At 74.3% G+C, this 11,957-nt stretch carries 10 protein-coding genes; 2 read left to right on the forward strand and 8 right to left on the reverse strand.

From position 1 onward, the window contains the following. Window positions 1–239: 239 nt before the first annotated feature. The gene (locus ACSP97_RS26860) at window positions 240–3,242 is read left to right on the forward strand and encodes a BTAD domain-containing putative transcriptional regulator (protein WP_440554616.1); all 3,003 of its coding nucleotides are present in this window, start codon (window positions 240–242) and stop codon (window positions 3,240–3,242) included. 100 nt (window positions 3,243–3,342) lie between these two features. Here the strand turns inward: ACSP97_RS26860 and ACSP97_RS26865 are convergent, their stop codons facing one another. Continuing rightward, window positions 3,343–3,561 (reverse strand): hypothetical protein, encoded by a 219-nt coding sequence (locus tag ACSP97_RS26865; RefSeq protein ID WP_355149428.1) that lies wholly within the window; start codon window positions 3,559–3,561, stop codon window positions 3,343–3,345. A 143-nt stretch (window positions 3,562–3,704) separates the two neighbouring features. Next, window positions 3,705–4,418, reverse strand: a complete 714-nt coding sequence (locus ACSP97_RS26870; protein ID WP_355149461.1) for an ABC transporter ATP-binding protein — start codon at window positions 4,416–4,418, stop codon at window positions 3,705–3,707. 268 nt (window positions 4,419–4,686) lie between these two features. Here ACSP97_RS26870 and ACSP97_RS26875 point away from each other — a divergent pair, with 268 nt between their 5' ends. Next, window positions 4,687–6,531: an AfsR/SARP family transcriptional regulator gene (locus ACSP97_RS26875; protein ID WP_355149430.1), complete on the forward strand. Its 1,845-nt coding sequence runs from the start codon at window positions 4,687–4,689 to the stop codon at window positions 6,529–6,531. Between the two features lie 10 nt (window positions 6,532–6,541). Here the strand turns inward: ACSP97_RS26875 and ACSP97_RS26880 are convergent, their stop codons facing one another. From ACSP97_RS26880 to ACSP97_RS26905, 6 genes are read right to left on the reverse strand one after another with little or no spacing between them, the layout of a single operon-like run. Continuing rightward, complete coding sequence (locus ACSP97_RS26880) at window positions 6,542–7,024, reverse strand: hypothetical protein (protein WP_355149433.1); 483 nt, start codon at window positions 7,022–7,024, stop codon at window positions 6,542–6,544. Next, window positions 7,021–7,785 carry a 4'-phosphopantetheinyl transferase family protein gene (locus ACSP97_RS26885; RefSeq protein WP_355328515.1) on the reverse strand — a complete coding sequence of 255 codons (765 nt, stop codon included), beginning with the start codon at window positions 7,783–7,785 and terminating at the stop codon, window positions 7,021–7,023. The genes ACSP97_RS26880 and ACSP97_RS26885 overlap by 4 nt, the downstream gene beginning before the upstream one ends. An 11-nt stretch (window positions 7,786–7,796) precedes the next feature. Beyond that, the gene (locus tag ACSP97_RS26890) at window positions 7,797–8,582 is read right to left on the reverse strand and encodes a thioesterase II family protein (protein ID WP_440554619.1); all 786 of its coding nucleotides are present in this window, start codon (window positions 8,580–8,582) and stop codon (window positions 7,797–7,799) included. Window positions 8,583–8,617: 35 nt separating this feature from the next. After that, on the reverse strand, window positions 8,618–9,559 hold the full coding sequence (locus ACSP97_RS26895) for a TauD/TfdA family dioxygenase (protein WP_440554621.1): 942 nt from the start codon (window positions 9,557–9,559) through the stop codon (window positions 8,618–8,620). A 40-nt stretch (window positions 9,560–9,599) separates the two neighbouring features. Then, window positions 9,600–10,913, reverse strand: coding sequence for an MFS transporter (locus tag ACSP97_RS26900; RefSeq protein ID WP_440554623.1), 1,314 nt, complete (start codon window positions 10,911–10,913; stop codon window positions 9,600–9,602). Further along, a complete protein-coding gene (locus ACSP97_RS26905; RefSeq protein ID WP_355149443.1) occupies window positions 10,910–11,881 on the reverse strand; it encodes an ornithine carbamoyltransferase in 972 nt (323 codons plus the stop codon). The genes ACSP97_RS26900 and ACSP97_RS26905 overlap by 4 nt, the downstream gene beginning before the upstream one ends. Window positions 11,882–11,957: the final 76 nt, after the last annotated feature.

Here is an 11,957-nt window from a genome sequence, read left to right on the forward strand (position 1 = left end):
GCTGTGCTCTGCCGGGGCGCAGGCGCATGCTGGTGTACGGAAGGGTGCAAGGGCGGAGGGCCGTCCGCACCGGGTCACCTCGTACGCCGGCCGCCGCTCGTGTGCCGCAACCCCGTGGCGTCCGGACCAGAGGTAAGGCCATGGTGGGGGCCGGACCTCCGACCATTGGGTTACCGATCGGTAATGATCACAATGATGTTTCGAGCAAGTGTGGTTCGGTAGCACGGGGGAGCGGTCGAATGCAGTCGTTGACGTTTCGGGTCCTGGGCCCGTTGGCGGTGCACACGGACGGGGGCGTGGCCGTCCATGTCGGAGGCCGCAGACAGAGAACCGTCCTGGCCGCGTTGCTGGTGGCCAGGAACCGCGTCGTCTCGGTGGACTCCCTCATCGACGCGGTCTGGCCGAGGGGCGCCCCCGCCACGGCCCGCAACCAGATCGCCATCTGCGTCGCGGGACTGCGCAAGCTCTTCAGCGAGCAGGCCGGCTGCACCGACCTGATCTCCACCGCCCATCCGGGGTACCTCCTCAACAGCCACGGCCACTACATCGACGCCCCCGACTTCGAGGAGCGTGTGCGGCAGGCCCGCGACCAGGCCCGCGCCGGACAGATCGGGGCGGCCTGCGACCTGATCAACGACGCCCTCGCGCTCTGGCGCGGCCCCGCCTTCGACGGACTGGACGGGGAACGGCTGGCGGAGGAGGCGGAACGGCTCGCCTCGGAACGCATCGGCGCCTACGAGGACTACGCCGAACTCCAGTTGAAGCTGGGGCGGCACCGCACGCTCATACCGGAGCTGACCGCGCACGTCCGTGAGCACCCGCTGCGCGAGCAGGCGCGGGCCCATCTGGTGCTGGCCCACTACCGGGCCGGCCGCCGGGCCGACGCGCTGGCCGTCTTCCGCGAGGGCCGCGACCTGATGGTGCGGGAGCTGGGCATCGAACCGGGCCCCGCCCTGCAGGCCCTGCACAACCTCGTCCTCCAGGACTCCCCGACGCTGACCCTCCCGGCGATCAACCCGGCGCCCGCCCCGCAGACCGGGAAGCCCAGCCAACTGCCGGTCCAGCCCGCCTCGTTCACCGGCCGCACCGATGTGCTCCGCCGGCTCGACGGGATGCTGGACGAGCGGCTCGGCCACAGCCCGCTCACCGTGGGGGTGATCAGCGGGGTGAGCGGCGTGGGTAAGACCGCGCTCGCCGTGCACTGGGCCAACCAGGTCGTCGGGCACTTCCCCGACGGGCAGTTCTATGTCGATCTGCGCGGCTACCACGAGGAGGAGCCGGTCTCCGCCAGCGCCGTCCTGGACCAGTTCCTGCGCGGGCTCGGCGTGCAGACGGCGCAGATACCGGCCGACACGGGCGAACGGGCGGCGCTCTACCGCAGCCTGCTGGGCGGCCGGCGGGTGCTGATCATCCTGGACAACGTCCGGGACGCCGAGCAGGTCCGCCCGCTGCTGCCCGGCAACGGCCGCTGCTGCGTGCTGATCACCAGCCGGCACCCGATGACCGACCTGCTCGGCGACTACGCGGTGATCCAGGTGCCGCTCCAGGTGATGCCGCTGGAGGAGGCGGTGTCCCTGCTCGCGGAGATCGCCGGCCCGGAACGGATCGCGGCCCACCCGGACGAGACCGCCGACCTCGCGGGCCTGTGCGACCGGCTGCCGCTGGCGCTGCGCATCGCCGGGGCCCGGCTGGCCGCCAAGGGTTACTGGTCCGTGCCCGACCTGGTGCGGCGACTGCGCGACCAGCGGCGCCGGCTCGACGAACTCAGCCTCGGCGACCACGGCGTACGGGCGGGCTTCCGGCTCAGCTACCGCGAACTGTCCCCGGGGGCCCGCAGGCTCTACCGGTTCGTCGGCCTGCTGGCGATGCCCACCTTCGCCGGCTGGGTCGCCGCCTCGCTGCTGGGCTCCGACGGCGACCGGGCCGAGATCCTCATGGAGGAACTGCTCGACGCCCAGCTGCTGGAGGTCACCTCCATCGACGCCTCGCTGGGCGTGCGCTACCGGTGCCCCGACCTGCTGCGGGTGTTCGCCTGGGAGCGGGCCTGCGCCGAGGAGAGCGCCGAGGCCCGGGCAGCGGCCCTGCAACGGGTCTACGCGGCCTACCTGCACCTCGCGGACGCGGCTCACCAGCGCGAGTACGGCGGCAACCGTCCCTTCGAGTACGAGGCCCCGCTGCGCCGACCACTCTCGAACGAGCTGGTGGAGCACCTGGTGAAGGACCCCCTGGCCTGGTTCGAGTCGGAACGCACCGCGCTGGTCGGCGTCGTCGCCCAGGCGGCGGCCGACGACCGGGCGGCCGCCGCCTGGGGGCTGACCGTCAACGCCACCACCCTCTTCGAGGAGCGCAACTACCTGGACGACTGGCGCTCCTGCGCCCTCGCCTCCCTCGCCGCCGCGGAACGCGCCGGGGACCGCCTCGGGCAGGCGACCATGCTGCGGTCGATGGGCATGCTCGCGATCTACCAGCGGGAGTACAAGGAGGCCGCGTCCTGGCTGGACCGTTCGCTCCCGCTGTTCGAGTCCATGGACGCGCCCCTCGGGCTGGCCCTGGCGCTGCGCAACCTGGCGCTGTGCCGGCGGTTCTCCGGCGACCTCGCCGAGGCGGGGCGGCTGACCCGGCGCTCCCTCGACGGGTTTCGCACGGCCGGTGATCTCGCCGGTGAATCCCACGCCCTGGGACTGCTCGCCCAGATCGAACTGGAGAGCGGAAACGTGGCCGAGGGGGCGGCGCTGTCCACCGAGGCCATCGCCAAGAGCCGGGAGGCGGGCTCGCTCCGGGGCGAGGCGCAGAACTCGTACCGTCTCGCCGAGGCGTTGATGCTCCAGGGCGACCATCTGGCCGCCGAACGGATCTGCTTCGAGGCGCTGGCGCTCATCGACTCGGGCAACGACCGGCTCGGTGCGGGCCATGTGCTGCGTGGCATCGGCGAGGCCCGCTGGCGGCGCGGCGCGCCCTACGAGTCGCTGCTCGTGCTGCGGCAGGCCCTGGAGGCGGCCGAGGCCGTCGACGACCGCTATCTGTGGGCCCGCGCCAAGACCGACCTCGCCTGCGCCCGACTGCTGCTGGGCGAGGACGCGGAGGAACTGCTGGCCGCCGCGCGCGAGGCGTTCGCCGAACTCGGCGCCGGCAGGTGGCAGGAGCGCGCCGAGCGGCTGCTCGGGCTGGCACGGCGGCTGCGGGCCGCGCCGGACGCCACCCCGCCGACCCCGGGCGAACTGGCGGCCGCCGCCGACGGCTGAACGGGCCGCGCGCCCGCCGGGTACGAGGGCCGGCCCCATGCGCAGCGCCATGGGGCCGGCCCTCGGTCACCCGAGTGTCGCCGGCCCTACCGGCCCGGGATCAGGTCCAGGGAACCTCGCTGTTCGTCGTCGGCTCTTCGCTTCCCGCCCCGGTGCCGGCGCCGGCCGAGACCGTCGCCGTCAGGGTCCACGGGACCTCACCCGTCGCCGCCCCCCGCTGCCCGTTCAGGGCCGGCGCGGCCGAGGCGCCGCCCGCGAGGACGATGCCGAGGGCGAACGCGGCCGTGAACGTGGCTGCAACTCTGCGGGTGTCAAGCATTCCTGTCTTCCCCCTTGTTGGTGGTGAGTTCCGCGGCACGTGCCGTCTTTCCGGAACAACCGAAGGCTACGGAGTTTCTCTATTGCCGCGCTATCACTCCGATTTCGCCTGACGCGCCCGCCGCCCGTGGGAGCGGTTCCAGGTCAGGACCACGCACCGAGACGGGTCATGCGTTCGGCGACGCTCTCCGCCGTCGGCGCGTCCAGGTGACCGGCGAGCGCCCCGTCCGCGAGGAAGAGGACGCGGTCCGCGTAGGAGGCGGCGCCCGGGTCGTGGGTCACCATCACCACGGTCTGCCCCGCCTCGTCCACACACGCCCGCAGCAGGGCGAGGATCTCCCGGGCGGTGACGGTGTCCAGCGCGCCGGTGGGCTCGTCGCCGAAGATGACGTCCGGGCGGGTGACGAGCGCGCGGGCGATGGCGACCCGCTGCTGCTGGCCGCCGGACAGCTCGCCGGGCCGGTGCCCGGTCCGGTCGGCGAGGCCGACCCGCTCCAGGATCTCCCGCAGCCAGGCGTCGTCGAGCCGCTCACCGGCCAGCCGCAGCGGCAGTTCGATGTTCTGGCGCACGGTCAGCGACGGCACCAGGTTGAAGGACTGGAAGACGAAGCCGACCCGCCTGCGGCGCAGCTTGGTCAGGGCCGTCTCGCCCAGCCGGGTCAGCTCGACCCCGCCCACGCTGGCGGAGCCGGACGTCGGACGGTCCAGGCCCGCGGCGCAGTGCAGGAACGTGGACTTGCCCGAGCCGGAAGGGCCCATCACCGCGGTGAAGGAGCCCCGCGGGATCTCGACCGAGACACCGTCGAGCGCGCGGACCTGGGTGCCGTCCTTCCCGTACACCTTGGTGACGCCGGTCATGGTCAGGGCGGGCGTCCGGCTTCGCTCGCCGTCGCGCGGCAGGGCACCGCTGGTGTCGATCCGCATGGGGGCTGGTCCTCTCGCGTGTACAGGGCTACCGCCGCCAGAGTGCCTGGCCGATCTCTGATGCTTCTATGCGGGACGGCGGGTTCCGGCCGATTGGCCGGGATCGGTGTGAAATCGAAGCGATAATCGGCCGAAAGCCTCCCCTCCTACCGTCGGCCGCAGCCAGTGCCACCGCGCACTGACCAACGAACGGGGGAGAGACATGGAGTTCCGAGTTCTCGGACCGATCGAGGCGAGATCCGGGGACACCCGGGTCCCCCTCTCCGGGTCGAAGGTGTACACCGTGCTCGCCGCGCTGCTCCTCGCCCGCGGCCGGGTCGTGTCCGACCAGCGGCTCACCTCGCTGCTGTGGGGGTGGGACCCGCCCGCCACGGCCGGCGCGCAGATCTACACCTACATGTCGCGGCTGCGCAAACGGCTCGGCGACGAGATCGAGATCGTCCGGCGCCCGCCCGGCTATGTGCTGGCCACCCGGGACAGCTGGATCGACCTGCTGGAGTTCGAACGGCTGGAGCAGGAGGGCCGCGCCGCGCTCGGCGAGGGCCGGTACCGGGAGGCGGCCGCCCTGCTCGACCGGGCCCTCGCCCTGTGGCAGGGGCCCGCGCTCAGCAACGCCACGCACCATCTGCGCGAGACGGAGCTGCCGCAGCTGGAGGAGGCGCGCACCCTCGCCCTGGAAGGCCGGATCGAGGCGGACCTGGCGCTCGGCCGGCACGAGGAGGTGCTCGCCGAACTCACCGGCCTGGTGGCCGGGTTCCCGGTCCGCGAGCAGCTGCGGGCCCAGCTGATGACCGCGCTCTACCGGTGCGGCCGGCAGGCCGACGCCCTGCACGTCTACCACGACGCGCGCAAGGTGCTCGCCGACCAGCTCGGCGTGGATCCCGGCGCCGCCCTCGACGCCACCTACCAGGCGGTGCTGAACGGCAGCATCGGGCTGGAGTCCCCGCCCCTGATCGCCCTGCGGGACCGGTTCCAGGCCCCCTCCGCGCCCGCCATGCTGCCGCCCGACGTGGAGGACTTCACCGGGCGGTCCGCCGAACTGCCCGTGCTGCGCGCCGTGCTGGAACCCCACGACCCCCCCGGCTGGCAGCCCCGCCGCTGCCTGGTGACCGGGATGGCGGGCGTCGGCAAGACGGCCCTCGTGGTGCACGCCGCCCACCTGAGCGCCGGACACCACCCCGACGGCCAGCTGTACGTGGAGCTGCGGGAGCCGGACGGCACCCCCCGCGACCCGTGCGCCGCGCTGGTCCGGCTGCTGCGGGCGCTCGGCGAGCCCCGCATCGACGCCCCCGGCGTCCACGACGACCTGGAGGAGCTGACCCGGCTCTACCGCGCCCGCACGGCCGGCCGGCGGCTGCTCGTCGTCCTGGACGACGCGGTCGGCGACCTCCAGGTGCGGCCGCTGCTGCCGAGCACGTCGACGGCCTCGGTGCTCATCACCTGCCGCACCCACCTCACCCAGGTGCCCGGCGCCCAGACCGTCCGGCTCGGTCCGCTGGACGCCGAGGAGTCGCGCACCCTGCTCGCCTCGGCGGCGGGCCGCGAACGCCTGTCGGCCGAACCGGACGCCTCCGCCGCCCTGCTCGCGCACTGCGCCGGGCTGCCGCTCGCGCTGCGCATCACCGGCACCCGGCTCGCGGCCCGCCCGCACTGGTCGCCGGCCCGGCTGGCGCCGAGGCTCGCCGACCCGCGGACCCGGCTCGACGAACTGCGCTTCGGCGACCTGAGCGTGCGCCAGGCGTTCGGACGCTCCCTGTCGTCGCTGTCCCGCGCCGGCCGCGCGGCCCTGCGCGGCCTGACCGGCTTCCCCGACGGGTCCTGCACCGCCCAGCAGATGGCGTTCGTCCTGGAGACCTCCGAGGCGGAGGCCGAGCGCGGCCTTGAGGAACTGGTCGACGGCTCCCTGCTGACCATCAAGGGACTGGACCAGCAGGGCCGTCCCATCTACGGCTGCCACGCGCTGGTGCGGCTGTTCGCCCACGAGCTGAGCCGCCCCTGCCTGCTGCCGGCCCAGCGCCGCCAGGACACCGGCATCCTCCGGCACTGACGGACGGCCGTCACCACGAGCCGCGGGCGCGGCGGAACACCGGGGTGAAGCGGTCCACGGCCGGCAGCAGCAGGGTGCGTACGACCGTCCACACGTCGGCGACCACGTGCTCGCGCGGGGGGCGCCGCTCGGCCCGCAGCGCCGCCCCGGTGATCTCCCACATCGCCGCCGTGGCCGCGGCGGCCCATACCTCGCAGCCGGGCCGCACCGGGCGGGCCACCGCCCGGCCCGCGTCGAGCCGTCCGGCCAGGGCCGCCGCCTCCCGGCGGCGGGCCTCGGCCGCGGCGGGCGGCTCCGGGCGGTCGAACAGGGCAACGGCGCGCGGGTCGTCGTAGACATGACGCACCCAGGCCGAGAACCGCATCCGCTCCCGGGCCTCCCAGTCGTAGGCGGTGCCCGGGTCGGCCGCCGCGACGGCGGCGGACAGCCCGTCGAGGAACTCCTCCCAGTCCGCGTCGCGGGCCGGTACGGCGGTGGTGGTCTGCACGGTCATGACGGGTCCTCGTCTCGGTGTGTGCGCGGATGGATGTCGACGGCCGGGCCACCGGCCGCCCCCTCGGTCGCCACTGCTGCCACGTAGCCCTCGCCCAGATCCAGGTCGGCCACCGACCATACGGTGTCCGCCGCCTTGTGCCGGTGAGCGATCACCACCGGGCCGGGGCGCGCCACCTGGGTCTCCAGACGGTTCGGCGCGCCCGTGAGGCCGGTGCCGACGGCCTTGACCACGGCCTCCTTGCGGGTCCAGGCGCGCAGCAGCAGCCGGTCCCGCCCCGGCCCCGGCGGCACCCGCAGCACGGCCGCGCGCTCACCCGGCGTCAACGCCGTCCGGGCCAGGGCCTCGCCGCGCACGGCACGCAGCGCCTCCACGTCCACGCCCACCCGCGCCCCGGCACGCACCGCGAGCAGCCCCCGGCCGGCCGTGCGGGACAGGCTGATGCCCAGCGGCACCGCCGGGTGGACGAGCCGTGGCGGCCCGTGACCGGGATCGCCGCAACCGGGGCACTCCGCCCGGCCCAGCACCACCTCGGCCGCCGGCACCCCGAGCAGCGCGCCCAGCGCGCGCCGGGCGGCGGCCCGGGAACGGGCGAAGGACGCCGCGGCCCGCTCGCTGCCGAACCGCCGCAGCCGCGCCTCCTCGGCCGGCCCCAGCAGGGCCGCGTCCGCCGGGTCCACCCGTTCGGGCAGCCCCCACCACCACACCTGGGTCCGTGCCGGGTCCACCGGCCGGGACGCCGCATCGGCGGGTACGGGCATGGGATGCTCCCTCAGGCCGGCAGGAGAACGGCCTGGATCAGCCGCAGCAGGGCGCGCCGATGCCGCTCCAGGTAGAAGTGGCCGCCGGGGTAGACCCGGTGGTTGAAGCCGCCGCTGGTGAGCTGCGCCCAGGTCAGCGCCTCCGCCACGGGGACCAGCGGATCGTGGTTGCCGATCAGCGCGGTGATCGGCGCGCGCAGCACGTCCAGGTCGGCGAGCGCGGGCCGGTAGGCGGCGCTGAGCCGGTAGTCGGCCCGCAGGGACGGCAGCAGCAGCGCCGCCAGCTCGGGCTCGTCCAGGAGTTCGGTGCCCGGCGCGCCCAGCCGCTGGATCTCGGCGATCAGGGCCGGGTCGTCGTAGTCGCCGATGTCCACCGGCTCGCCGGCGTGCGGGGCCGCGGCGCCGGAGACGAAGAGCCGCTGCGGGCCGTGCCCGTGCCGCCGCTCCAGCCGCCGGGCCACCTCGTAGGCGATGTCGGAGCCCAGGCTGTGGCCGAAGAACGCGTACGGCAGGTCCAGGTACGGGCGCAGCGCCTCGGCGATCAGGTCGGCCAGCTCGGCCATCCGCTCCACGGGCGGCTCCCGGAACCGGTCCTGACGGGCGGGCAGCCGGACCGCCAGCACCTCGATGCCGCCGGGCAGTTCCTCGGACCAGTCCCGGAACAGGCTGGCCGCGCCCCCGGCGTGGGGGAAGCACACCAGTCGCACCCGGGGGTGCGAGCCGCGCGGCGGGCGCCTGAACCAGCGCGCCGGGTCCACCGCAGAGGCGGCGGCGGGGGATTCGGTGGGCAGGGTCATGGGTTCTCCGTACGAAGGCGGGGGCGGTGCGCCGCTCAGTCGGTCATGGCGACGAGCACCCGGCGGCTCCCGGTGAAGGGCCGGCGGCCGTGCCCGACCAGCACGTTGTCGATGACCAGCAGGTCGCCGGTGTTCCAGTCGACGTCCACGGCGGTCTCAAGGCCCCGGTCGCGGATCTGGAGGACGTAGGCGTCGGGGATCGGGCTGCCGTCGGCGAAGGTGACGTACTGCGGCAGCTCTTCCGGCGGCAGCAGCTGGGCGAGCGCGCCCGCGGCCTCGTCGCCCAGGCCCGCCGGGTGCCACTGGTCGGCCTGGTTGAACCAGACCTCGGCGCCGGTGACCGGGTGGTGGACGGTGGCCGGACGCACCAGGCCGACCCGCAGCCCGCCGTCGGACCGCCAGGCCCACTCGGCGCTCGTCCCCGCCAGGTACTCCTCGACGGCCTGCCGGTCGGTGGTCTCGAAGGTGTCCTGCCAGCTCTTGCCGAGGCCCAGCCCGTCGTGCAGGTTCTGGGTGTAGCGCACACCGCCGGCGAAGGCCTCGCGGACCTCCGGGTCCAGGGCGGCCAGCCAGGCCGCGCCGTCGACCACCGGGGTGGCGCCCCCGGTCTCCGCCGCCCGCTCGCAGAAGAACGCGAGCCGGCGCGGCCAGTGCTCCGCGTACGACAGCTCGTTGTGCATGGAGATGGTGAACTGCTGCGGGTACTCGGTCGAGGTGTAGAGGTTGTCCCCGACCTTGGTGCGCGGCGAGTTGCCGTGCACGTAGGCGAGCCGGTTGGGCAGGACCAGGTCGAGGGCCGCGTCGACGGTGTCCGCGGTCAGCCCGAACCCCCGGAAGACCACGGCCTTGTGCTCGGTCAGCAGGTTACCGAAGCGCGCGCCGTCGGCGAGGAAGGACAGCAGGCCCTGCGGGGTGGCCGGCGTCCCGGTGTCGGCGGCGGTCAGCTCCAGCAGGGGCGCGCCGGTGGTGGTGGTCACGTCGTTCCCTTCTTCGTGTCGTGTGGCGGCGGTACGTGCGTCAGTCGTCGTGCGATGCCGGGGCGGCGGCGCCGGCGGGGGCGGTGGCGCTCTCCTCGGCGGGGTCCGGCCGCGTCGGCAGCGGGGCGGCGGGCAGCAGGAAGGAGGCCAGCGCGATCAGCGCCATCAGCGACGCGACACCGAACACGGTGGTCGTGGTGCCGAAGCGCTGGAGGGCGAAGCCGCCGGCGAACGTGCCGAGCGAGGAGGCGCCCGTGGCGATCAGCCCCATCGCCGCGCCGACCCGGCCCTGGAGCCGGTCCGGGGTGACGGCCACCTGGTAGATGCCGCCCGCCACATTGGTGACGCTGCCGATCAGGGCGGCGCCGAGGAAGATCGTCCCGAGCAGCAGCGGGTTGCCGGTCAGGCCGACCAGCGGCATCAGTAGCGCCCAGCCGACCGACCCCCCGATCAGCAGCGTCCGCAGACCCGCCCGGCGGATCCACCAGGACCCGGTCAGCGCCCCGAACATGCCGCCCAGTCCGCTGACCGCCGTGATGACACCGACGAGGGCCGCGGAGCTGCCGTGGTTCTTGATGATGAGGATCAGGGCCAGCGAAAGGACCTGGAAGAGCAGATTGGAACCGCTGATCAGCAGCATGCCGCAGCGCAGGAAGCGCTGCCCCCACGTCCAGGCGAGCCCCTCGCGCAGCTCCTCGGTGAGGTTCCCGGGCGGCTGCCGGCGCTCGTCCTGGAACTTCCCCCGGATCATCAGCAGGGAGCACAGCGAGACGGCGTGCGCGGCCGTCGCCAGCAGGAACGGCGCGGAGCGGCCGACCGCGTACAGGACGCTGCCCCCGGGCTGCCCGAACAGGCCCGCCGCCTGGGTGCGCGCCTCGTTGGCGGACAGCGCCTTCGGCAGCTGGGCGGCCGGCACCAGGTGCCGCACGCCCGCCCGCTCCGCGAGCCGGTAGAAGATCGCGAGACTGCCCTGCACGAACGTGGCCGCCATCAGCAGCCAGATCCACACATGACCGGCGACCACGGCCGCGGCCACCGCACCCGTGGCGAGCAGCGAACCCAGGTCGCACAGGATCATCAAGCGGCGCCGGTCGAACCGGTCGACCAGCGCCCCGGCGTGCATCTGCACCAGCAGATTGGGCAGCAGCGCGGCGAACCCCACCATGCCGGCCGAACTCGCCGACCCCGTCGTCCAGATGACCAGCAGCGGATACGCGATGCCGCTGACCCGGGCGCCGAGCGCGGTGGCGGCGGCGCCGACCCACAGCAGGACGAAGTCGCGGTTGTGCCGCAGCGGGGCCAGGGGCTCGGACTCCGGTCCGGTCGCCCGCTGCGCGGAGGGTGCCGTGGTCACAGTCTCGCCGTCCCACCGGTCGCGTCGGCGACCGCGCCGTGCCGGATCCACTCCAGGACGGCCATCGCGCTGTGCATCTTGTTCTCCGCCTGGTCGAAGGCGATGGCGGCCGGCCCGTCCAGCACCTCGGCGGTGACCTCCTCCCCCCGGTGGGCCGGCAGGTCGTGCAGGAACAGCGCCTTCGGCGAGTGCTCCCACAGCGCCCGGGTGACCTGGAACGGCGCGAAGATCGTGCGCCAGTCGGGGTCGGGCTTGCTGGTGCCGGTGGTCTGCCAGCGGGTGGTGTAGACGGCGTCGACACCGGTGGGCAGGCCGTCCATGTGGTGTGCCTCGGCGATCCGGGAACCGTACCGTCGTGCCTGCGCCCGGGCCCGGTCCAGCACCGGCCGCGCCACGCCGTAACCGGGCGGGGTGCGCAGCTCCAGGCTGGTGCCGGGGAAGCGGGTGAGGGCCAGGGCCAGGGCGGCGGCGGTGTTGTTGCCCTCGCCGACGTACAGCAGGCTCAGCCCCTCGACCCGGCCGAATGCCAGCTGGAGCGTGGTCAGATCGGTCAGCCCCTGGGTGGGGTGCTCGGCCGCGCTCATGGCGTTGACCACGGGCAGCCGCCCGCCGCCGGACAGGCCGAACAGCTCCTCGTCGGACCCGGCGGTGCGGGCGACCAGCACGTCCAGCATCCGGGCCATGACCTGCCCGGTGTCCTCCACGGTCTCCCCAGTGTTGGTCTGGAGGTCGTCCGGCCCGTACGTGACGATCTGCGCGCCGAGCCGCAGCGCCCCGGCGGAGAACGCGGTACGGGTGCGGGTGGAGGTCTTCTTGAAGTAGATGCCGGCGACCCAGCCGGCCAGCGGCTGTTCGCCGCGGCCCGCGCCGGAGGCGAAGTGGGCGCCGCGGGTGACGATGGACCGCAGGTCCTCGTCGGTGAGGTCGTCGATGGACAGCAGCATGCGCGCGGTGGCGGCGGTTGTCATGAGTCACGTCCTTGGCGGGTCGTGGGGATGAGGCGGGGGAGGCGGGGCCGGCCCGGCCGGGCCGGCCCCGAGGCGG

Origin of the sequence: Streptomyces sp. SCPE 10 (genome assembly GCF_051980735.1) — a bacterium.
In the GTDB taxonomy this organism is placed as follows: domain Bacteria; phylum Actinomycetota; class Actinomycetes; order Streptomycetales; family Streptomycetaceae; genus Streptomyces; species Streptomyces misionensis.

What these genes read in the sequence shown, in the direction of transcription:
- ACSP97_RS26885 (WP_355328515.1), bottom strand. Translation starts at nt 7,785, where the DNA reads ATGCCCGTACCCGCCGATGCGGCGTCCCGGCCGGTGGACCCGGCACGG.
- ACSP97_RS26905 (WP_355149443.1), bottom strand. Translation starts at nt 11,881, where the DNA reads ATGACAACCGCCGCCACCGCGCGCATGCTGCTGTCCATCGACGACCTC.
- ACSP97_RS26870 (WP_355149461.1), bottom strand. Translation starts at nt 4,418, where the DNA reads ATGACCGGCGTCACCAAGGTGTACGGGAAGGACGGCACCCAGGTCCGC.
- ACSP97_RS26865 (WP_355149428.1), bottom strand. Translation starts at nt 3,561, where the DNA reads ATGCTTGACACCCGCAGAGTTGCAGCCACGTTCACGGCCGCGTTCGCC.
- ACSP97_RS26880 (WP_355149433.1), bottom strand. Translation starts at nt 7,024, where the DNA reads ATGACCGTGCAGACCACCACCGCCGTACCGGCCCGCGACGCGGACTGG.
- ACSP97_RS26890 (WP_440554619.1), bottom strand. Translation starts at nt 8,582, where the DNA reads ATGACCCTGCCCACCGAATCCCCCGCCGCCGCCTCTGCGGTGGACCCG.
- ACSP97_RS26875 (WP_355149430.1), top strand. Translation starts at nt 4,687, where the DNA reads ATGGAGTTCCGAGTTCTCGGACCGATCGAGGCGAGATCCGGGGACACC.
- ACSP97_RS26860 (WP_440554616.1), top strand. Translation starts at nt 240, where the DNA reads ATGCAGTCGTTGACGTTTCGGGTCCTGGGCCCGTTGGCGGTGCACACG.